Below are 21,259 nucleotides of genomic sequence, written 5' to 3' on the forward strand. Positions count from 1 at the left end.
GATTGCCCGCGCCCGGCGTTCGTTCGTTGAACGGGGACATTCCGCTCCTCGTCACAGGATAATCATCATGGCTGCAACCAAATCCGCCTCCCGGAAAGCCGCTTCGAGCGGCGCCGGAAAACAATCCGAGCGCGCATCGAAAGCGAAGGGCAACGGCAAGCCCGGCCCTTCCGCGCAGCACCCTGCCGACGCGATCAAGCTGCTCAAGGCCGATCACAAGGAAGTGAAGGCCTGGTTCAAGGAATATGAAAAACTCGAGGCGAAGGGCGACAAGCAGGCGCTCGCCGACAAAATTTGCCTCGCGCTCACCGTTCACGCGCAGATCGAGGAGGAAATCTTCTATCCCGCCGCGCGACCGGCGGTCGACGACGATGCCCTCTTCGACGAAGCCGAGGTCGAGCATGGCAGCGCGAAGCAGTTGATCGCGGAAATCCAGGCGATGAAGGCCGGCGACCGTCTGTTCGACGCCAAGGTCATCGTGCTCGGCGAATATATCGATCATCATGTCGAGGAAGAAGAAGAGGAAATGTTCCCCGAGGCGCGCGACAGCGATCTCGACCTGAAGGCGCTGGGCGTTCAGCTCGCTGCGCGAAAGGCCGAACTGATGGCTGCGGCCGGTAAGTAACCGGCCCCGATGCCCGACCCGTTGGACCGCCTCTTCAGCGAGCGGCCCGCGGGTCGCCGCGGCGAACCGAATCTCCGTCATGATGAATGCGCTGGTGCCCGATGCAACGCTCGCGCATATCGGTCGTTGCGAGGGAGCACAGGCCTTCCGCTGATGCTTCCCGAAACCGAACGAGGATCGTCAGACATGTTCACCGAACGTTTCCTGAGAGACAAACGCGGCGCAAGCCTCGATACCGCCGAACGCACGCGGCTCGAGGCGGCGATCAGCGAGGTGAAGACCTTCGCTGCACGCAAGATCATCGCGCGTGCAGGCGAGCCGCTCGATCAGAGCACATTGCTCGTCGAAGGCATCATGTCGCGCTATCTCGACGACCGGAACGGACTCCGGCAGTTGGTCGCGATCCACCTTCCGGGCGATTTTCTCGATCTTCACGCTTTCCCGCTCAAGGTGCTCGATCACGATGTGGCGACGCTGACCCCCGCGACGGTCGCAATCGTGCCCCACGCCGAGCTCGAGGCGATCGCCGAGGAAATGCCGCAGCTCGTCCGCAAGCTCTGGTTCGCGACATTGCTCGATGCGGCGATTCATCGCGCCTGGCTTTTTCGTCTCGGGCGGCTCGACGCCACCGGGCGCGTTGCCCACTTCCTCTGCGAGACGAACGCAAGGCTGTTTTCGGCCGGACTCAGCGACGGACGAAGGTTCGCGCTCGGGCTGACGCAGGCCGACCTCGCCGAAATCTGCGGGCTCACGACGGTGCATGTGAACCGCGTGATGCGTCAGCTTCGCGAAGAGAAATTATGCATCTTCCGTTCGTCGCTCGTCGAAATCCTCGATCCGGCCGGTCTGGCGGCGCGCGGCCAGTTCAACCCCGCCTATCTCTACAACAACCACGACGTCGAGCATCTCTCCTCCCGCCAAAGGCCAAAATCATGAGATCCATCCCAGCCGGACTCGAGCCCGAAACCGAACCCGGCATCGCCAGCGCCGAAGGGGGGCTTGTTTTCCTCGACGGGCCCGACGGGATCGCCAAGACGATGACCGCCGATGCTGCGGCGCGGACCGGCCAAAGCCTGATCGACGCGGCGGCGATCGCCGAAGCACAGAGGGCGAACGGCGATGTTTGACCCGTTCGGCCAGTGGAGCCGCTATCTCTCGGCCGGCCATTCGATGCACGCCACGGGCCGGCACGCCGCCGAAACGCTCGACGGCGCGAGCCGCGTCGTCGCGGCGCGCAGCGCGATCGTCGGCGAGGCCCTTGTATCGCCCTGGACCGCCGATCATGCCGAGCTCGGGCGCATGATCCCCGAAAAGATGGAAGCCTTCGCGCTTGCCGGCTCCGCGATCGCCACCGTCTGGTGGGACAATGGATCGCTGTGGATGAAATATCTGCAGCACCTTGGCGTCATGGCCATGCGCGGACGACCACCCACCGTCGCCGAACTCGCCGACCTCGGCCAGCGCAGTGCCGTTCTCGCGTTACGCTCCGTGGAGGCCGGTGCAAGGCTCGGTTCGGCGAGCCTGGCGCCCGTACGCGGTCAGGTGCGGGCCAATGTCCGCCGGTTGAAGGTTGCGGAAAGGAAGCCAGGTCGAACAGGGCGCTCGCGGGCGCGTTGATTGGCGCCGATGCGCCGCGAGGATGCGGCGATGACGATCATGTCGAAAGGATAACGGGCTGGAACAGATTGCTGGGCTGGTGGCGCCGGTCGCCACGATGATTGCCGCGATGATGACCGCCGCCAATCTCGGCGCGCGTGTCACCGGCTGGGGGTTCGTCGTCTTCACGGTCGGCTCGATCGGCTGGTCGCTCGTCGGCCTCGGATCCGGTCAGACCAATCTGGTTGCGACCAATGTCTTCCTGACCCTCGTCAATCTTGTCGGCGTGTGGCGATGGCTCGGGCGGCAGCGCGGCTATGAGGATGGAGCGCGGTCGGCATCGAGGTCCAGCCGGAAAAGCCCTGGTTCGAGCCTGTTTTCCGCCACCAGCCTGTCGGGCCTGCCGGTGAGCGATATGCGCGGAGAGACCGTCGGATCCTCGGTCGATGCGATGATCGAATGCGAAACCGGGCGGGTCAGCTATATCGTCGTTGCGAGCGGCGGCCTTGGGGGGATCGAGGAGACGCTGCGCCCCGTCCCGCTCGCTAGCGTCGACTGCCATGCCGACGGGCTCATTCTCCTGGAGACGAAATCGCAGTTCGAACGTCGCCCAGAGCTTGGCGCGGGCGAGTGGCCAGCGCGTGTGCCGGGTGCGGATCGCCGGAAATCGGAAGCTTCGCGGCGTTCCGCCGTCGACAAGGAGGATGTGCATGCGACTGTTTAGGAACAACAGCCTCACTGTCGTTTTGCTGCTGCTCTTTGGTGCCACCATCGTCGGTCAGTGGCTGACCGGCTGGCATGTGGCGACTGCGGACGCGTCGCATCATGGCCGGGCAGCAATGTCGCTGATGAATTACACGCAAAGCCCGGAATTTCTGTCGAGCGTGTTCGAGAATTGGGAGAGCGAATTCCTGCAGATGTCGGCCTATGTCGTGCTGACCGCCATGCTCATCCAGCGCGGCTCGTCGGAATCGAAGGACCCCGACAGCCCGCCGCGCGACGCCGACCTCGCGGCGCAGGCATCGAAGCCGGGCGCGCCGGCCATCTTGCGCAAAGGTCGCCTCGCACGTGCGCTCTATGCCCGTTCGCTCGGCATCGCATTGTTCCTGCTCTTTCTTTTCTCCTTCGTGATGCACTGGACGCAAAGCGCGCGCGCTGCGGCTATCGAGGCGAAGGACCATGGCGAGGCCGCGCTGTCGACGATCGCCTATCTTGGCGATCCGCAACTGTGGTTTGAATCCTTCCAGAACTGGCAAAGCGAATTTCTGTCGACCGCCGTGCTCGTGCTGCTTTCGATCTTTCTGCGTCAGAAGGAATCTCCCGAATCGAAGGCGGTTGCGGCTTCGCATGCGCACACCGGCGACTGACGATGTGACGGGAAGCAAGAGAGATCGGCCGGCGGGCGGCGATCAGAACCGAGGCCATCGCAACGGGCATTCGCCGACAAGGTGTGGCGGCCGGCATTCCATCGCAGGCCTCACATCGCGGGCGCCGGTCTTTAAAGGTCGCCGGTCGCAGCAGCTGTGCCGGCCTGGCTCTCGATCTCATAATGGATCGGTTTGAAACTGCCTCCGCAGCTGTCGTAAGCCGAACAGGCGGTCAGGCCGATCACCAGATCGCTCAGAGCACGCATCCGGATATAGTCGCCAGGTGCGGTGGGTGGCGGCAACACCTGGAGCTTTCCCTTCCCATCCACCGGGACATTCATGAAGATGTTGAAGGCAACCGGAATGGCGTCTTCGCCGATTCCAAAAGGGGCGAGGGCCTCGGCGAGGTTGCCGAAGCAGCCGCGGTGCACCGGCTTGTCGGCATAGAAATGGCGGAACGTCGCCTCGCTGCACGGCGTCAGAAGAAAGTCATGCGTGCCGACGCCGTCCTCGACGATTTCGAGCATCGGGTTCGATCGGTTGGACCAGAGCCGGTTCCCCGTCGTGAGCCGGATCGTCTCTTCATAATCGAAGGTGCGGCCGTTCGAGAGCGCTTCGCGGACATCGCCCTGCATGAAGGCGAGCAGGTCGCTCACCTGGCCGCCTTCGGGATCGATCACCCGCAAGATATCGCCCTCGCGCAAGGAAAAGGCGGTGCCGCTGCGCGGCGCGATGTGTTGAATCATTGATTGGAGCCCTTGATGGGAGTCGTACGAAAGGCGGATCCGTCGTCCTTTATACGGATGGCGACGTCGAAAGCTGCGAACGGAAACGAAAGTGGGTCGGGAGAGACAATATCGGACGAACCGTGGGACGAATCGCGATCCCGCGCGTTGCTTCCCTGTCTGTGCCATATGGGGCACATGAGGTGCCGATCCGGCTTTGCGGTTTTGGGCCGCAAGGAGAATTTGATGCCGGTCTCCCATATACTCGTCGTGGAGGACGATCCGCTGATTTTGATGATGGCTCTCGGCATCATCGAAGACGAGGGATATATCGTTCTCAAAGCGTCCGATGCCGACGAGGCCATGGTCTTGCTCGAGCGGAGTTCCGAGATTGGCATCGTCTTTACCGATATCGAGATGCCCGGTTCGATGGACGGGCTGGAGCTCGCGACCTGCATCCGCGAGCGATGGCCCGATATCAAGATACTCGTAACCTCGGGCGGTGTGCGCGTGAGCGAAACCTCGCTCCCGCCGCAAGGGCAGTTCCTGCGCAAACCCTATAGCGCGAACGACCTTACCGCCAAAATCCTTGCGCTCCAGTGACGCCGCCGCCCTGCTGACGTCTAGGTCCATTTACAGCGAGACCACAGCGCACTGAACGGCGGAGGATGAGTGGAAATCGACCCGGCCAGCAGTGTCGAAGCGATCCGCGCGATCGATGTCGTGCCTGCCATCCTCGATACCGTGTGCCGCGTAACGGGGATGGGCTTTGCCGCCATTGCCCGCGTTACCGAAGCGCACTGGGTCGCGTGCAGCGTCAAGGACGACATTGCATTCGGCCTCGAACCGGGCGGCGAGTTGAGGCTCGAGACCACGATCTGCCATGAGATACGTGACAGCCGGCAGGCCGTGGTCATACCCGACGTCGCGAGGGACGCTGTCTACCGCAACCACCATACCCCCGCCCATTACGGGTTCCGCAGCTATATCTCCTTTCCGATCGTCCTTCGCGACGGGCGTTTTTTCGGAACGCTTTGTGCGATCGATCCCGAACCGCGCGATCTTGACCGGCCCGAGGTGGGCAACATCTTCCGGATGTTCGCCGACCTGATCGGCTTTCATCTGGGCATGGGGCAGCAGCTGTCCGAAACGCAGGCGGATCTGGGTCGCGAGCGCCAGACCGGAATCCAGCGCGAGCAGTTCATCGCCGTACTGGGCCACGATCTTCGCAATCCGCTGGCGGCACTCGAGGCCGGGCTTTCCTTGATGAAGCGGGCGCCTGACCAGAAGCGGGCCGAATTCATCATGTCGGCTATGCAGGCGACGATCGACCGCATGAATGCCATGGTCGGCAATATCCTCGATTTCGCGCGCGGACGGCTGGTCGGCGATTTGCCGCTCCGCTTCAAGGCCGAGTCTGCGGAAGCGATCATGACGCAGATCGTAAACGAACTGGCGATTGCCCATCCGGACCGAGAGATCGTCTTGCATTGCGATTCCGTTACGCCGCTGATGTGCGACGCCCAGCGGATCGGCCAGCTCGTGTCCAATCTCGTCGGTAATGCGCTAACGCATGGCGAGCAGGGGACGCCGGTCGTCGTCGCGTGCCGCGAAAGCGACGACGAATTCACCTTGTCGGTCACGAACAATCGCCCCGAGATCCCGATGCAGGTGCGCGAAACATTGTTCCAGCCCTTCGAACAGGGCGCAGAATCGCACGCAAGCGGAAGCCTCGGCCTCGGCCTCTATATCGCCTCGACGATCGCCAAGGCGCATGGCGGCAGTCTCACAGTACAGTCTTCGCCGACCGAAACGAGCTTTGCGTTTCGCATGAGGCTCGCGGCGACCTGACATAGCATGTCGCTCCTGAAAGCCTGGGCCGCGCTAAACCTTGGCTGGCGGCTCAACAGTTGCCTTTGACGCCGTCGACACAGTCTCCGGCGGATTCGACATCCCGTCCGGCGCCCTTGACCGTATTGCAGGCCGAAAGAACCAGCATCGAACTGATTGCGAATATTGTCAGAAGCTTCTTCATTCACTTTCTCCGACAGCGAAGGCAAATTGCCCTCTGCCGGGGATTACGGTCTCTGGAGCGAATTGTTCCGCGGGTTCTGCTACCCGGAGCCAGGACGTTCGAATAGGCCGACAGATCGGCGAGGCTTGCAACCGGGAAACACCGGGACTGTCACCCTCGGAAAGCCTCGCTTTGCAAGCAGCAGATATTTTTCGAGGTTCGTTGCCGACCCGCCGGTCGGCCGGTCTGCAAAAACCCTGCACGCCCTGACCGGCGGCCGATCATCTCCCCGTGCGGCGATTTTTCCGGGCCGCCGGAAAATTTCGCGTGAATGGAACGGCTTGGGCATATCCGCGTATCTACGCCGAGCTTCAAAACATGAAGGATTGAACGCTTTCTACCGGGCCGCGCGTGCGCGGTCCGGACTAGCGCAACGCTGCCTGCGTCAGCGCCTTGCAATTGACCGCCGAAGGAGGCGGAACTTCGGCTTTTTTGCCGTCGTCCTTTCGCAGGCCCAGAGCACTGCCGATCGAACGGCCGATCGATCCGATGATGCCCTTGCCGGAACCCTTGCCCTTTGTCGGCTGGCTGTCGACGGTGATCGAGGGGGCCGAGAAGGTGCCTCCGACCTGCAACGGGTCGACGAGCTTCAGGACAGGCTTGTCTTTAGACGCACCCACCACCGTCAGCGCCACCGTTTCGCCATCGAGGTTGATCTGGCCGCGGCCGCTGCCGCGCGATACGGCGGTCGCGATCAGGAACGGCGCGGGACGAAGAACGCCATTTTTGGCATCGAAGGCAAGGATCGCGCAGGTGAGCGGGGTCATCGCATCATCGTCGCCGAGCTTCTGGCCGATGGCACCGCCCAGATCCTGGCCGAGCACGAAGGCGGCGGCCCGGTTCATCGAGCCGCGGCTGGCGGTAAAGGCGATTTTGCCAGTGCCGTTGCTGAAAGCCTCGCGGATCGTCGTCCCGCGGCCCGTAATCCGGACGAGGCCCTGCACCGCGCCACGGATCATGTCGGGCTGACCGACCAAGGTTTCCAGCAGCGCGCCCTCGACCCGAAGCTCGGTGGAGAAGGCCGGCATGGGCTTCGTTGAATCGACCTTCACCCAGCCGGTCATGCGCCCGGAGTCGAGCTTGGCGACGGCATTCTCGAGCTTGAGGACACGGTGATCGAGCGTGAGATTGCCCTTCAGGCTACGGAAGGCCGATCCGCCCTCGACGAGGAGCCGGGCGATGGAGAAGCGGATGATGCCGTCGGTCGGTCCCATCCGGCTGAGATCGATCCGCGTGTCGGGAATGACGCGCTTGCCGATCCGGGCCTCTTTGGCGCGCGCTGCAGCGAGCCCCGCATCGTCGGCGAGATCGTCGAAATCGAACTGCGGCGCATCGATCGTCGCATCGATCTTCATGCGGCCGTCGCGTTTCAGGACCGTCGCTTTTGCGTTGATCCGCGAGCGGCCGATCGTGCCGTTCAGCCGGTCGATGAACCAGTCCTCGCCGACGTGGCGCACCGAACCGGCGAGATCGATATCCTGCGTTCCGAACAGGCCGGCCTCGATGACTTGGTCGAGCTTCTTGAGGCTGGTGCCCCTTGCCGTCATCTTCATCGTCATGTCGCGGAAGTTGAGCGGGCCGGCGGTTGTGCCGGTTGCGGTGACGTCGAGAACAGCGGAGGCGAGGTTTGCAGAAAAGGGCCAGGCATCGCTTGTGCCTTGACCCGTTACCGGCTTGCCGCGCGCCGTGAGGCGAGCGGGCGCTCCGTCGAAGCTGCCCGCGGCGTCGACCGCGAGGCCGGTGGCGCCGTTGGCGGTGATCGTGCCCGCTATGTCGAGTCGGCGCTTCGCATCGCGCAGCGTGAAACGGCCCTTGTCGATCAGCAGGCGATCTAGTGATGGCGCATCAGTGCCCGGCGACGATTTCTTGTCGGCGCGTCCCGCCCAATTGCTGTTGCCTTTGGCGTCGCGCATGAGCGCGACATCGAGGCCCGTGACGATGATCGACCGCGGATGGCCGTTGCCGGTCATGACATCGAAGATCGACAGGTGCGCGCTGGCGCGGACGATTTTCAGGAAGTCGCCTTTGCCGGCCCATGCCGGTTGTGCGATCCGCAGGTCGTTCACGACGATCTCGGGGGTGAAGGAAAAGATGCTCGTTCGTGACAGCGCGCCGATCGTGACCGGCGCGCCGAACTCGGCCGAGAGACGGCGCTCGGCGACGCCCTTCAACAGGCCAACGGGAAAAGCGGCGGCCGCAAGCACCACGGCGAGGATTGCGACGACGATGGCCCCGACGGCGATTTTTGCCTTTTTGGGAAAGCGACCGCGCGGAGTGTCTGCTGTCGCCATTCGCCGTCATTCTCCCTGCTTGCCGATCTTCAAATCCCGTTCGTCGCGAAACGTTCCTGTGCGTAGCCCACATCTAACGCGAGGAGACTTGATCCAGGTTAGTGTGTGACCAATGCTGCCGCGCTACGCGAGCAGCGCTGCGACGAGGGGGGATGCGTTCGACCCGCGCATGATCTCGTCGCGGCACCCTCTTCCGACATATTGTTCTTGCCGTCGGCAGTGCGCGGTGCTGCATCGGAGCAGTCTGATCGAAGCCGATAGTTCCACCTGCAAACGTTTGAAACCAGAGGCTGCCTGTCTGCTCGCGGACGAATACAGAAACCTGTCTTCAAGCAGGCGAAGCGACATTGACCACGTCATCGAGACCCGAGCTTGGCCTTTTCGGAATGTCGATGGTCTTCGTTATTTTCGGCAACCGCGCTGATATATCTCGCCTCGGCCTTCTGGAAACTGGCGAAGGCGTCCATGTCGCGGCCCGGGGGGGGCGGCGCCTCGCTTGCAGGCTTCGCCGAGGACGGGCATGAAGCCTTTCACAGTCATCGCAGATCGAACGAGGACGCGGATATTTCATGGATTCAGTAAAGCTGGCGTCGCTCGGGCGCGACACCCGCGCCAACCGTCTCATCATCTTGTTGCTCTCTGTCGGCTTCGTTGCCTTGCTCGCGGCGGCGGTTGCCGCCTTCTGGGTGCAGCGACAGAATGAGGGAGACGCGCGCATGGTTGCGCACACGCTCGCGGTCGAGGCAAGCCTCGGATCATTTGCGAGTGCGAACGAGCGCATGGAAACCGCGCGCCGGGGATTGCTCCTTACGGGCAATCCCTTGTTCACCGACCTGGTCGCGCAATCCGAGCGCGGCGCGCGCACCCAACTTGGAGAACTCGACAAGCTGATCGCCGACAATCCCGAGCAGAAGGCACGCGTGAAGCGCCTTCGCGCCCTGCTCGACGCGTACAGCCGTAATTACCGCCAGTCTGTCGGGATCAGCGGCGCGGCGCGCGAGCGCATGCTGGCTGATTTCACAAACGATCCGGCCGTTGCGAATGTCCGGGCGGCGCGAGATGTCGTGAGCGAAATGGTGAATGACGAACTCGCGCTGTTGCGGGCGCGCGAAGCGAACCAGAAGCGCACGCAGGGTCTGTTCAGTGTGATCCTGATCGCCACCGGACTGCTGATTCTTGTCGTCGCAGCGGTCACGCTCTGGCTCGTCCGCCGCAATCTGATCGAGCTCAGGAAGTCGCGGGAGGAACTTCACAGCCTGAACCTCGGGCTGGAATATCTCGTCGACGCGCGCACGTCCGAGCTCCAGCGCGCCAATAACGAAATCCAGCGCTTTGCCTATATCGTCTCGCACGACCTGCGCTCGCCGCTCGTGAACGTCATGGGTTTTACTGCCGAGCTCGAGACGGCGCGCAAGGCAATCACGGGCTATCTCGCGAAGAGCGATGCTGATGGCTGGCAGCCCCCCAACAAGGAAACGCGCCTCGCGATCGAGGAGGATCTGCCAGAAGCGATCGGCTTTATCCGCAGTTCGACGCAGAAGATGGACCGGCTGATCAATGCTATTCTCAACCTGTCGCGGCAGGGCCGGCGGACGCTAACGCCCGAGGCGCTTGATCTGACATCCGTTGTCAAAGGCATTATCGACAGCCTGCAGCACCGGATCGACGAGACTGGAACAAAGGTCGACGTCGCTCCACTGCCGACGGTTGTGAACGACCGCGTAGCGGTCGAGCAGATCCTCTCGAACCTTGTCGAGAACGCCCTGAAATACCTCCTGCCCGGAAGACCGGGCCTGATCAGCATAAGCGGGGAGATGGATCACGGCCGCGCAGTTGTGACGGTTACAGACAATGGACGGGGCATCGATCCGCGCGACCATGATCGGGTGTTCGATCTGTTCCGCCGCTCCGGGGTTCAGGACCAGCCGGGCGAGGGCATCGGGCTTGCGCATGCCCGTGCGCTGGCATATCGCCTCGGCGGATTTATAGAATTGCAGTCGGCGTTGAACGAAGGATCGACCTTTCGTTTGATCCTGCCGATCGAATGGACAACCGGGAATGAAGATGCCTGACCAACAGCCAGTCAATATCGTGATGATCGAGGATGATGAAGGCCATGCCCGGCTGATCGAGAAGAATATCCGCCGCGCCGGCATCTCGAACACCATCCATCATTTTCTCGACGGCACCTCGGCGCTCGACTTCCTTTATGACGGAAAGGATGGTCCTGTACGCAACGGGCCCGCGCTCGTCCTGCTCGACCTGAACCTGCCCGATATGAGCGGCACCGATATTCTCGCAAAGTTGAAAGCTGACGACAGTCCGCTTCGCCGCACGCCGGTCGTGGTGCTGACGACGACCGACGACAAGGTCGAGATTCAGCGTTGCTACGATCTGGGCTGTAACGTCTACATCACTAAGCCGGTGAATTATGAGAGCTTCGCCGATGCGATCCGCCAGCTTGGCCTTTTCCTGTCGGTGATCCAGGTTCCCGACCCCGACCCCGTCTGAGACGCGTGCCACCACATATTCTCTACATCGACGACGACGAGGGCATCAGGCGCCTCGTTTCGCGTGCGCTCGCGCGAAAAGGCTTTGAGGTCAGCCTTGCCGCCAGCGGCGGCGAGGGCGTCGCAATGGCGCAGACGACGCAATTCGATCTCGTCGCCGTCGATCATTACATGCCCGGACAGGACGGTCTCGCGACGATCGAGGCGCTGCGCGCGCTGCGGGATTGCCCGCCGATTGTCTATGTCACAGGTTCGGAAGAAAGCCGGATCGCGGTTGCGGCCCTGAAAGCTGGCGCAGACGATTATGTCGCGAAAACGGTCGGTGAAGAATTTTTCGATCTGCTCGATAGCACGTTCGCGCAGGTTCTTGAGCGTGCGCAGCTTCGCCGCGCGCGTGAGCTGGCCGAGACCGAACTGCGTGCCAGCAATGCGCGGCTCGAGGCTATGCTCAAGGAGGTGAACCACCGCGTCGCCAACAATCTTCAGATGGTCATGTCCTTTATTGCGCTGCAGTCGAAGGGCCTTGCGGACGCGGGTGCACGCGAAGCACTCCAGAAGACGCAGCAGCGCATTGCGACGATCGCGCAGGTAAACCGGCGTCTCTACACTACCGACGACGTCGAATTCGTCGCAATGGACGATTACCTGACCGGGCTCGCCGACGATATCGGCTCGACCTGGTCGACCGGCAGTGCGCGGCGCACGGTCGTACCGGAGGTCGATCCGATCCGGTTGTCTACCGACAAGGCAGTGGCGCTCGGCATGATCGCCAACGAATGGGTCAGTAACGCTTGCAAATATGCCTATGGAGACGGCGAGGATGGGGAGATTCGCCTGTGTCTCCGCCAAACGGGGGACAAGGAAATCGAACTGAGCGTCGAGGATGACGGCCCCGGCATGCCAGCAAACGGCACCGTCCATGGGACAGGCCTCGGTACGAAACTGATCGATGCATTGGCGCGAACCAACAAAGCGGATGTTCGATATTGCGTCGCCAACGATACGGGAGCGCGTCCCGGAATGCGCGCCTCGATGACATTGAAGGTGCAGGCGAAGGACCTGCGCCGGACTTCAGAGGAATAAGCGTCGATTGGTCCTCTATCGGCAGGGACGCATGGAATTTCCTTTGGAAGAGCCCGTGAAGGTCTGAATCCGATAGCGGTCAGTCCGCAAACGGCCGCCGCTAGCCGTTGACGATCGTCCCGCCATTGGGGTGGAGGACCTGGCCAGACATGTAGCTGCTGTCGTCGCAGGCGAGGAAAAGGAAACAGGGCGCGACCTCATTGGGTTCGCCGGGCCTTTTCATGGGTGTGCTTTCCCCGAACGTGGCGACTTTCTTCGCGGGAGCCCCGCCGCGCGGGTTGAGCGGAGTCCAGATCGGGCCCGGCGCGACGCCGTTGACCCGAATGCCCTTTTCGATGAGATTTTCGCTGAGCGACCGGGTGAAGGCCGTGATTGCGCCTTTGGTCGCGCTGTAATCGAGGAGGCCGCCGCTACCCTGGTACATCGTCACGCTCGTACAGTTGACGATGGCGGCGCCTTTCTTGAGATGCGGCAGCGCGGCCTGCACGAGATAGAACATCCCGAAGATATTGGTCGCGAATGTGCGTTGAAGCTGTTCGGGCGAAATGTCGCGAATGTCCTCGGCCGGGTGCTGCTCGCCGGCGTTGTTTACGAGGATGTCGAGACGGCCGAACTTCGCGATGGTCTTCTCGACGATCTTCTTGCCCGCGCTCGTCTTGCCGACATCGGCTTTGATGATGATCGCCCGCCGGCCTTCGCCCGATACGATCTCGGCCGTGTCCTCGGCATCGCTCCTGTTGCTGTGATACACGACTGCGATGTCGGCGCCCTCGCGCGCGTACAGGGCGCACACCGCCCGTCCGATGCCGCTATCGCCGCCGGTCACGATCGCCACCTTGTCTTTCAGGCGATCGGACCCTGTGTAACGCGGTTCCCATTTGGGCCCGCGCTCGAGGCCCGCCTCCTTGTCCTGTGGCGGCTTGGCGATGGTCTTGCCGCTGCCGACCTCCTTGCGAAGCTTTGCTGCGGCGGTGCGCTTGCCGCGCTTTTCGGAAGGGGTTTCGCCGATCTTGCCGGCTTTCGGTCCGCGCGCCATTGGGGTTCTCTCTCTGCAAGGTTCGGAAAGATTGTTTCGGTCGGCCCCAGAATTCGAACGCATGGATCGGCGGTGCGGTTGCAGGCGGTCATCAGCTCCTGGGTCCGTCGGGTACGAAGCTGACCTGTGCCAATCGCCAGCTCCGGTCCGCTTCTCCCGGCCAATGGCTTGCGGCACCGTCGAAGTCTTCCGGAGGATGACACCCATGGACCTCGGCGCGGATCAGCCGGCCGGTCTCGCGAAGGCGGATGCGCGCGTCGGGATAGCGCTTTTCGAGCAGGGACCGGACCGCTTCGGCGTCGTCCGACAGTTTGGCGCTCGCGAGGGCGCGCGGCGCGCCATCGACCAGCTCGGCGGTCGAGGAGCGGAGCGCAGTCAGGCCGTCGTGAAGTATGTCGAGCGATATGATTGCGGCCGCGACCGAGTCCGCCCACCACCATCCGAGACCCAGTCCGATAATGCCTGCGACACCCGCAGCCCCCGTCATCCAGTTCGCCTTGTTCATCAAAGCGTCGGTATGAAGAAGCTTGTCGGCAAGATCTTCGGCGAGCGGCAACTCCTTGCGACCGATGATCATCGGCGGGATCATGGCATAGATCTGCGCCGCGATCATGAGCCAGCCGAGCCAGATGTCATGGCCGAACAGACGCACCGAGCCGACCGTGACATGCTCGGCTTTCACGAGCGTCATCGCGGCGTCCCAGAGGAGGAGCGCGCCGGTCCCGGCGAGCGCGACCGCGGCGAGGAAGAAGCCGAGGCCGTTGACCCGTTCGAACCCGAACGGGAATTTATGAGACCTCGTGCCCTTTCGTTCCATGCGGGCGGCGACGAGAAAGGCGATTGGCGGCACGAGGCCGAGGGTGTCCTCGATCCATGCGGTCTTCATGGTCTGACTCTGGCCGAGGACGAGCCCCATCACCGCGATGATCGAGATCGTCCAGACTATGTTCCACCATTCAAGGCGCTCCGCACGGCGAAGCGTCTCGCGCAAGCCCGGCGGCAGAGCATCGACATGGGTTCCGTCGGGCGAGGTCATTCGGTACCACCCGGCGGTGCGACACCGCGCGCCTCTGTCTCGACGAGCATGATCCAGCGGTTCTCGCCATTCTCCATCGCGGCGTGCCATTCGATCTCTTCGCCGGCGCGCGCGATCGGCGGGGACAGCGAGACGTCTGCTACAAGCGGACTATCCTTCCGAAAGGGCGCGACGATCAGATCGAGTTTGCCGGCTTCCAGATCGGCGATCAGCGGTTCGAGCGGGCCGGTCACGATCCGGGCCTTGCTGCCCGTCGCTTTCTCGAGGCGTGCAACCAGCTGCTCGGCGCTTGAGGGGAGCGGAGCCGCCGTACCGACGGTAAATGTCTTGCGTTGCGCGATTGTCGCGAGGCTGCCGTCCATGTCCGCCGGAAATTTATCGCAACCGGATATAAGGAAGAGCGAGGGAGCCAGAAGGCAAAGGGCGATGCGCCATCCGGCCCGTGGCTTGTCCTCGCCGCGGCCTGCAGCCGGAACCCCGATCGGCATTGAGAATCCGGGGCGCCGCATCTCAGGCCTGCTGCGGCCGGATATTAAAGGAGGTTATGGCGGGGTCGTTCGACCAGCTTGCGGCGAGCGCTTCGGCGCGGATCTCGCTATAGCCGTTCGCAATGGCGCTGAAGGTCTGCGTTTCGCCGTCCAGTTTCTGGTCGATCGTGATGAATTTGAGCCCCGTCGCGGCAAGCGCGTCTGCAAACCGCGACAGGGTCATGTCCGCGCTGCGGCTGTAGCTCGCGTTGACGTGCGCGACGCGGCGCTGCGGCGCATAGCGCTCGGTGATGGCAACCGCGGCGAGAACCGCGAGCGTTGCGACGCCGCCGAAGATGGCGAGTTCGTAGAAACCGATCCCGAAAAGCATGCCGAGCGTTGCCGTCGTCCAGAGCGATGCGGCCGTCGTCAGACCGCGGACGTTGAAGCCTTCGCGAAAGATGACGCCGCCGCAAAGGAAGCCGATCCCGGTCAATATGCCGTGGGCCATGCGGACGGGGTCGATGCGGATGACCTCGACCGGCGCGTCGTTGAGCCAGGCCATCTGATGCACGGCCGAGAGCATGAGCAGGCAGCAGGAGAGGGCGACAAGGATATGCGTACGGAGGCCTGCGGGACTGGCACGATATTCGCGTTCGGCGCCGATGATGGCGCCTGCCGCTATCGCACCTGCGATCGGCCAGAGAAGTTGAGGGTCCATCGTCTCCACCGGGCAATTACGGTTAGGCTATCCGCTGGGTTCCGTCGACTGAACAGGTCCCGGGCGAATTCGCGTCGGCGCAACGAGTTTGGCGGCGCGGCGTTGGAACGACATGACACCGCGCTGGCCATCAACGCTTTGGGTCGTCCGTCACGGACAGAGCGCGGGTAATGTCGCGCGCGATGCCGCCGATGCTGCTGGCGACTTGCGCATTGCGCTCGATCACCGCGATGTCGATGTGCCCTTGTCCCGGCTCGGCGAGGAGCAGTCGCAAGCGCTCGGCGAATGGTTCGCGGACGGCGAAGAAGACGGACGGCCCGAAATCATGCTTGCCTCGCCCTATGTACGCGCGGTCCAGACCGCCGAAATCTTCCGCGCCGCTGGCGGCTGCGCGGCCGACGAGAAAATCTGCATCGACGAGCGATTGCGCGAAAAGGAATTCGGCATCCTCGACGGGCTGACGCATGTCGGCATCGAGGCCTCGCATCCCGAGCAGGCGGCATTCCGGACATTGCTGGGCAAATTCTATCATCGCCCGCCGGGCGGCGAGAGCTGGTGCGACGTGATCCTGCGGCTCCGGTCGCTGCTCGACACGGTGTCACTTCACTATGGCGGGCGGCGCGTGATGATCGTCGCGCATCAGGTCGTGGTGCTCTGCCTGCGCACGATCATCGAAAATCTCGGGGAGAAGGACATCCTGGCGATCGACAGGGAAGGCGACGTCGCCAATTGCGCGATTACCGAATATCGGTTCGATCCCGGCATTGGCCGCGACGGCAATCTGGTGCTGTCGCGCTACAATGTCACCGCGCCGATGAAGGGCGAGGTCGCCGTGACGCGCGAGCCCGACGCGATGGTGGCCGCGCGTGGGTGAGGAAGCGCGGCTGGACACGGCATGGCTGAAGGCCAATCCGCTTCCCGATCATCATGACAATGTCGACAAGAACGGCCGCGGCCGGGTGCTTGTCATCGGCGGCTGTCGACGGGTGCCGGGCGGCATGTTGCTGACCGCCGAGGCTGCCTTTCGAGCCGGCGCGGGAAAGGTCACGATCGCGACGATCGCCTCTGCCGCGATCCCGATCGGCATCGCTTTTCCTTCCTGCGCGGTGGTAGCTCTTCCCGAGACAGAAAGCGGCGAAATCTCGCCGGACAGCGCAGAGTTGCTCCTTGCTGAACTCAAACTGCACGACGCGATCGTTTTCGGGCCCGCGATGATCGACGAGGCTATCGTCGGATCGCTTCTTGCGGCACTCTTGCCGGCGCTCCCCGAGGACATGTTCTTGCTGCTCGACGCGGTCGCGCTTCGCGCCGCGGGCGATCATGCCGAGGAAATTCGGGCGCGCGGCGCGCATATCGTTATGACGCCGCACGAAGGCGAACTGGCCGCCTTGTTGGGTGTCGAGCGTGAAGAAATTGCCGCCGATCCCGCCGGCAACCTGGCTGAAGCCGTCAAGCGCTTCGGTTGCGCGGTGATGGTGAAGGGGTCGACCAGCCACCTGATGGCCGGCGACACATCGCTGAGTTACGCGGGCGGCGGCCTTGGTCTGGCGGTCAGCGGATCGGGTGACATATTGGCGGGGCTGATCGCGTCGCTTGGCGCCCAGGGACTCTCTCCGCTCGACGCGGCAGCGTGGGGCATCTGGCTCCACGGCGAGGCGGGGCGCCGCCTGTCGGAGACGATGGGATCGCTCGGCTTTCTGGCGCGCGAACTGCCGCCGCTTGTTCCCGGCTTGATGCGGGGCGTCTGACTATCTCAATCCTGTGTGTGTAGTACATCGCCTGCACCAGGCACGAAGGCGGCCAAAAGGCGCAGCCCCGCCACAGCGAGCCTCGAGCAGAGCCGTTGACGCGCTATTTTGCCATGCGGACTTCGTTGATGGTCTTCCCCGTCCACCGTCTGACGGCGCGGCGCAGGTTCGCACTGTCACTGAATCCGACCTTCCAGGCGACATCGTCCACGCTCATCCGGGTGGTCTGCAGATATTCGATCGCCAGCTTGCGACGAACATCATCCACTATCTCTCCATAGCTGGTTCCTTCAGAAGCCAGCCGGCGACGCAGGGTACGTTCCTGTAGCCCCAACTGGCCCGCGATCGATGTCATCGAGGCGGACTGATTGGGTGCCAGAAGCAGCAGTTGATAGACTTCGCCGGACAGCCCCGACGCGATCCGCGACTGCCCGATCAGCCGTTCGCAAGTCTCCTCGAGCATTGTCCGCGTCAGCCGGTTCCCTAATTCGGGTGTCTGGTCGAGAATTCCCACCGGGTAATGAAGCTCGTTGGATTCCTGTCCGTAAGAACAGGGGCAGGACAGCGCATCTTCGTCGGCACGCGCTTGCCCGTCTTCGGGCAAGGCGAATATCGCGCGTATCGGCAGATTGTCCGCCCCGGCGGTGTCCCGGATATGCGTGAAGGTCATTTTCATCTGCTGACGAACGAGGAATGTCCGGACCTCATTGCTCATCACGTCTCGATAGATTTCCTCGAATCGCCAGATCGCGACCGCGCCTTCTGTTCGCCAACCGAGCCTCACCGTCGGAGTGGCAAGAGGCTGATATCGCACCGCGAAGTCGAAGAACTCGCGCATCGTCGGCGAGCACATCAGCGCGTAGCCATACATGCCATAAGCGGATAGGTGGAGACGCGAGCCGATCACAAACGCGTCGGAGAACTCGGCGCCGGCGGCGACAATATTCTCGCACGCGACCAGATACTGGCCGATCGAGGTCAGCGTGTGCGGATCGCGAACCTCGGCCGGCGTCAAGCCGGTTCGATCCAAGACCCTTTCCGGCACGATACCGCGGCTGGCGACGGCGTCTATGACCGTTGCCAGTTTGAATGGCGCGAAGATTCGCTGGTTGAGCGACGGAAAGCCTGCGCGACTGCGGCCACTCACCCCGCCGGCTTGAACATCGCCAGGCGACAACGTCTCTCTCCTTCTGCTGTCCGCTAAAGACACATCGATGTCCGTCAAGGCGCTTACAAACCTCTCTGGCAGACCATAAGCAGGGCATCAAGTCGGCAAAGTCCGGCCGCGGCTAACGCCGTATTTGACAAGCGAGGGAGAGGACCGACATGTCGAACAACATCAATTTCGTGGCGCGCCGCGCGTGTCTGCTATCCGGCTCGGCGATCGCGGCAATGTGCCTTGTGCCGGCAAGCGCGCAGGCTCAGTCGGCCGACTATAATGTGCAGTCGAGCGGCGACAGTGAGGCCGATACCGAAATCGTCGTGACCGGCACAAGCATCCGCGGCATTCCGCCAACCGGATCGGGCCTGATCGGCGTGACGCGCGAGGATGCGAAGCTGATCGGCGCCGCGAGCACACCCGAACTGCTCGCAACGGTTCCGCAGCTCAACAGCTTCAACACCGCGCCGCGCACCAGCAATGGCGGGCTCGGATCCTTCGCGCCGGGTCTCCGCGGGCTCCCGCCTGCCGCTACCCTGCCGCTGATGAACGGACATCGCCTGATCTCGGGGAGCACGCAGCAGACCAATCCCGACTATCCCTTTCTTCCCGAGCTCGCGATCGAGCGGGTCGAGATCGTCGCCGACGGCGCCTCGGCCATCTACGGCTCGGATGCCGTCGCGGGCGTGGTCAACTTCATCACGCGGAAGCGCGTCTCGGGACTGGAGGCGAATGTCCGCTATGGGTTCGCCGACGACTATCACGCGTTCAACGCGGGGGCCATTTTCGGTCACGACTGGGGTAGCGGCTCCTTCGTCGCGGCCTATCAATATTCGGAGAGCAGCAACATCACCGGTGCCGACCGGCGCTATCGCTCGCTCGATTTCCAGGCGGCAGGCGGCGTCGATACGCGATCCGCGGTCTGCCCGGATGCGAACGTCAACCTGTTCACCGGCACGATCTATGCCGCGCCCAGCCTGACGCCGGGACTCAACACCTGCGATCCGCGCGGGCCGGTCGATCTTGTGCCGGAGAACCGCACCCACGCCGCCTTCGTCTCGGCGCGCCAGGACCTGTCCTCGAACGTGACTCTCTGGGCGGACGTCCTTTACTCGGACCGGAGGGATGTCGTTCAGGCCGCGCTGCCCGGCCAGACCTTCGTCCTGATCACTGCGGCGAATCCCTTCTTCCGGGCACCTCCCGGCACCGGCGCGACCTTTGAATTTGTCGACTTCCGGCCCGACAATCTGGTCGGCGCCGACCATTTCGACCAGACGTTCCGTGTCAGGAGCGGCAATGCGACGGCAGGGCTCGACGTCAAATTGCCGGGCGATTTCAAGGCGAGCCTGTTCGGTACGTTCAACTGGGCGCGGAACGACACCTTCCAGCCGGGTATCAACACGACCGCCCTGACGGCAGCGGCGGCCGGCACGACGACCGCGACCGCGCTCGACCCGTTCGGCACACGTACCAACCCGGCGGTCGTTGCCGCCATTCTCGACAATCCGACCGATTTCACCAACCGCCAGCGCACCCGGATCGGCGCCGTGAAGATCGACGGACCGCTGGCCAACCTGCCGGGCGGGGATCTCAAGGTCGCGCTTGGCGCCGAATATCGGCGCGAAACCTACATGCAGCGCGGTTCGAGCGGAGGCGTCGGCTTTCCGGAAGATCTGGGCCGCAACATCGCGTCGGTCTATGGCGAGCTGTTCGTGCCGATCGTCGGCGAGGGCAATGCGGGGCCGATGGCGCATAGCCTCGCCCTGTCGCTCTCGGGGCGCTACGATCATTACAGCGACTTCGGCTCGACGACCAATCCGAAGGTCGGCATCACCTGGGAGCCTGTCGAGGGCGTCAACTTGCGCGGCAGTTACGGCCGGTCGTTCCGCGCGCCCGGACTTCGCGACCTCGGCTCGACCGTCGGCTCTTACTACGCCGCGGCTGCGCTGGTCGACGCCTTCGGCGCGCGCGATCCCTTGCGCGGCGCAACGCAAGTCAACACGATGCTGCTCTTCGGCGGCAATCAGAATCTGAAGCCGGAAAAAGCCAGGACCTTCTCGTTCGGGCTTGACCTCAAGCCGGCCTTTGCGCCGGGCCTTACTGCCGGCGCTACCTTCTATGACATCAAATATCGCGACGTGATCGGTACGCCGTCGGGCCTTGGCGCGCTTGTCTTCACCGATCCCACCTTTGCGTCACTGGTCATTCGCGATCCGAGTGCCGCGCAGGTCACCTCGGCGATCACGAACACCGTGCCCTTCTTCTATACCTTCTCGGCGGTGCCGACGATCGGGAACATCCTCGATCTGCGCCAGGGCAATTTCGGCATCCGCAAGACCAACGGCATCGATTTCGACATACGGTATCGGCATACGGCGGACTTCGGGACGATCTTCGGCGGGGTCGCCGGCAATTATATCCTGAAATATCGTACGCAGTTGTCGCCGACCTCGGCGGTCAGCAACTCGCTCGACGCCGGGATTCCTCGGGCGACCCTGCGGACCACGCTCGGCTTCACGGCGGGGCCGGTGACGATCGTCAATTTCGTCAATCATCGCAGCGGCGTTACCGCGTCCTTCGCGACCCCGACGGGATCGAGCCTCTATCGGTCGAAAAGCTATACGACGGCGGACCTGCGCCTGTCGGTCAAGCTGCCTGACACGGGCTTCATGAAGGGAACCGAGATCGGCCTGCAGATCAACGATCTGTTCGACAAGACGCCGCCCTATTTCCCCGGAACCGACGGTATCGGCGGGACCTACAATGCGATCGGGCGCTACGCTGCGATGAGCCTCCGGACCGCCTTCTGACCTTTTGAGGC

The 21,259-nt window shown here is 63.2% G+C and carries 22 protein-coding genes; 14 read left to right on the top strand and 8 right to left on the bottom strand.

The window, feature by feature from the left end; genetic code table 11:
* The first annotated feature begins 67 nt into the window (after positions 1-67).
* From AC07U1_RS18240 to AC07U1_RS18265, 6 genes are all read left to right on the top strand, one after another.
* The gene (locus AC07U1_RS18240) at positions 68-625 is read left to right on the top strand and encodes a hemerythrin domain-containing protein (RefSeq protein WP_495178033.1); all 558 of its coding nucleotides are present in this window, start codon (positions 68-70) and stop codon (positions 623-625) included.
* 186 nt (positions 626-811) lie between these two features.
* A complete protein-coding gene (locus tag AC07U1_RS18245) occupies positions 812-1,561 on the top strand; it encodes a Crp/Fnr family transcriptional regulator (protein WP_495178032.1) in 750 nt (249 codons plus the stop codon).
* Entirely contained in the window at positions 1,558-1,752 is a 195-nt protein-coding gene (locus tag AC07U1_RS18250) for a hypothetical protein (RefSeq protein ID WP_084758192.1), read from the top strand. The genes AC07U1_RS18245 and AC07U1_RS18250 overlap by 4 nt, the downstream gene beginning before the upstream one ends.
* The gene (locus AC07U1_RS18255) at positions 1,745-2,242 is read left to right on the top strand and encodes a hypothetical protein (protein WP_495178031.1); all 498 of its coding nucleotides are present in this window, start codon (positions 1,745-1,747) and stop codon (positions 2,240-2,242) included. Before AC07U1_RS18250 ends, AC07U1_RS18255 begins: the two co-directional genes overlap by 8 nt.
* 79 nt (positions 2,243-2,321) lie before the next feature.
* Entirely contained in the window at positions 2,322-2,945 is a 624-nt protein-coding gene (locus AC07U1_RS18260; protein WP_495178030.1) for a PRC-barrel domain-containing protein, read from the top strand.
* Positions 2,932-3,588: a DUF6766 family protein gene (locus tag AC07U1_RS18265; RefSeq protein WP_495178029.1), complete on the top strand. Its 657-nt coding sequence runs from the start codon at positions 2,932-2,934 to the stop codon at positions 3,586-3,588. The genes AC07U1_RS18260 and AC07U1_RS18265 overlap by 14 nt, the downstream gene beginning before the upstream one ends.
* Before the next feature lie 131 nt (positions 3,589-3,719).
* On the opposite strand, the gene AC07U1_RS18270 is transcribed toward AC07U1_RS18265, so the two are convergent.
* A complete protein-coding gene (locus AC07U1_RS18270; RefSeq protein ID WP_495178028.1) occupies positions 3,720-4,334 on the bottom strand; it encodes a DUF1989 domain-containing protein in 615 nt (204 codons plus the stop codon).
* Positions 4,335-4,502: 168 nt separating this feature from the next.
* Between AC07U1_RS18270 and AC07U1_RS18275 the strand changes: the two genes are divergently transcribed.
* Both AC07U1_RS18275 and AC07U1_RS18280 read left to right on the top strand, forming a co-directional pair.
* The gene (locus AC07U1_RS18275; RefSeq protein WP_495197771.1) at positions 4,503-4,916 is read left to right on the top strand and encodes a response regulator; all 414 of its coding nucleotides are present in this window, start codon (positions 4,503-4,505) and stop codon (positions 4,914-4,916) included.
* A gap of 69 nt (positions 4,917-4,985) precedes the next feature.
* A complete protein-coding gene (locus AC07U1_RS18280; protein ID WP_495178026.1) occupies positions 4,986-6,164 on the top strand; it encodes a sensor histidine kinase in 1,179 nt (392 codons plus the stop codon).
* Between the two features lie 52 nt (positions 6,165-6,216).
* On the opposite strand, the gene AC07U1_RS18285 is transcribed toward AC07U1_RS18280, so the two are convergent.
* Together AC07U1_RS18285 and AC07U1_RS18290 are read right to left on the bottom strand one after the other, a co-directional pair.
* Entirely contained in the window at positions 6,217-6,348 is a 132-nt protein-coding gene (locus AC07U1_RS18285) for an entericidin A/B family lipoprotein (RefSeq protein WP_084758193.1), read from the bottom strand.
* 404 nt (positions 6,349-6,752) lie between these two features.
* Complete coding sequence (locus tag AC07U1_RS18290) at positions 6,753-8,678, bottom strand: AsmA family protein (protein ID WP_495178025.1); 1,926 nt, start codon at positions 8,676-8,678, stop codon at positions 6,753-6,755.
* Between the two features lie 569 nt (positions 8,679-9,247).
* Here AC07U1_RS18290 and AC07U1_RS18295 point away from each other — a divergent pair.
* Genes AC07U1_RS18295 through AC07U1_RS18305 form a run of 3 tightly spaced genes read left to right on the top strand, consistent with a single transcriptional unit; the run spans position 9,248 to position 12,271 of the window.
* Entirely contained in the window at positions 9,248-10,750 is a 1,503-nt protein-coding gene (locus AC07U1_RS18295; protein WP_495178024.1) for a sensor histidine kinase, read from the top strand.
* On the top strand, positions 10,743-11,189 hold the full coding sequence (locus AC07U1_RS18300; RefSeq protein WP_495178023.1) for a response regulator: 447 nt from the start codon (positions 10,743-10,745) through the stop codon (positions 11,187-11,189). Before AC07U1_RS18295 ends, AC07U1_RS18300 begins: the two co-directional genes overlap by 8 nt.
* A 5-nt stretch (positions 11,190-11,194) precedes the next feature.
* Positions 11,195-12,271 carry a sensor histidine kinase gene (locus AC07U1_RS18305; protein ID WP_495178022.1) on the top strand — a complete coding sequence of 359 codons (1,077 nt, stop codon included), beginning with the start codon at positions 11,195-11,197 and terminating at the stop codon, positions 12,269-12,271.
* Positions 12,272-12,371: 100 nt separating this feature from the next.
* Here AC07U1_RS18305 and AC07U1_RS18310 read toward each other — a convergent pair whose 3' ends face one another.
* The 4 genes from AC07U1_RS18310 to AC07U1_RS18325 all read right to left on the bottom strand — a co-directional run bounded on the left by AC07U1_RS18310 (position 12,372) and on the right by AC07U1_RS18325 (position 15,531).
* Positions 12,372-13,199, bottom strand: coding sequence for an SDR family oxidoreductase (locus AC07U1_RS18310; RefSeq protein WP_495178470.1), 828 nt, complete (start codon positions 13,197-13,199; stop codon positions 12,372-12,374).
* A 199-nt stretch (positions 13,200-13,398) separates the two neighbouring features.
* On the bottom strand, positions 13,399-14,433 hold the full coding sequence (locus AC07U1_RS18315; RefSeq protein WP_495178021.1) for a cation efflux transmembrane domain-containing protein: 1,035 nt from the start codon (positions 14,431-14,433) through the stop codon (positions 13,399-13,401).
* Complete coding sequence (locus AC07U1_RS18320; RefSeq protein WP_495178020.1) at positions 14,340-14,705, bottom strand: hypothetical protein; 366 nt, start codon at positions 14,703-14,705, stop codon at positions 14,340-14,342. Before AC07U1_RS18320 ends, AC07U1_RS18315 begins: the two co-directional genes overlap by 94 nt.
* A gap of 148 nt (positions 14,706-14,853) precedes the next feature.
* Complete coding sequence (locus tag AC07U1_RS18325) at positions 14,854-15,531, bottom strand: MgtC/SapB family protein (RefSeq protein ID WP_495178019.1); 678 nt, start codon at positions 15,529-15,531, stop codon at positions 14,854-14,856.
* Between the two features lie 112 nt (positions 15,532-15,643).
* On the opposite strand from AC07U1_RS18325, the gene AC07U1_RS18330 reads away from it, so the two are divergent.
* A complete protein-coding gene (locus tag AC07U1_RS18330) occupies positions 15,644-16,405 on the top strand; it encodes a histidine phosphatase family protein (protein ID WP_495178018.1) in 762 nt (253 codons plus the stop codon).
* A complete protein-coding gene (locus AC07U1_RS18335) occupies positions 16,398-17,279 on the top strand; it encodes an NAD(P)H-hydrate dehydratase (protein WP_495178017.1) in 882 nt (293 codons plus the stop codon). The genes AC07U1_RS18330 and AC07U1_RS18335 overlap by 8 nt, the downstream gene beginning before the upstream one ends.
* Before the next feature lie 103 nt (positions 17,280-17,382).
* On the opposite strand, the gene AC07U1_RS18340 is transcribed toward AC07U1_RS18335, so the two are convergent.
* Positions 17,383-18,504: an AraC family transcriptional regulator gene (locus tag AC07U1_RS18340; protein ID WP_495178016.1), complete on the bottom strand. Its 1,122-nt coding sequence runs from the start codon at positions 18,502-18,504 to the stop codon at positions 17,383-17,385.
* Between the two features lie 101 nt (positions 18,505-18,605).
* Between AC07U1_RS18340 and AC07U1_RS18345 the strand changes: the two genes are divergently transcribed.
* Positions 18,606-21,248 carry a TonB-dependent receptor plug domain-containing protein gene (locus tag AC07U1_RS18345; protein ID WP_495178015.1) on the top strand — a complete coding sequence of 881 codons (2,643 nt, stop codon included), beginning with the start codon at positions 18,606-18,608 and terminating at the stop codon, positions 21,246-21,248.
* The last annotated feature ends 11 nt before the right edge of the window (positions 21,249-21,259 follow it).

It is taken from the genome of Sphingopyxis sp. GW821-FHT02C12 (assembly GCF_059421785.1).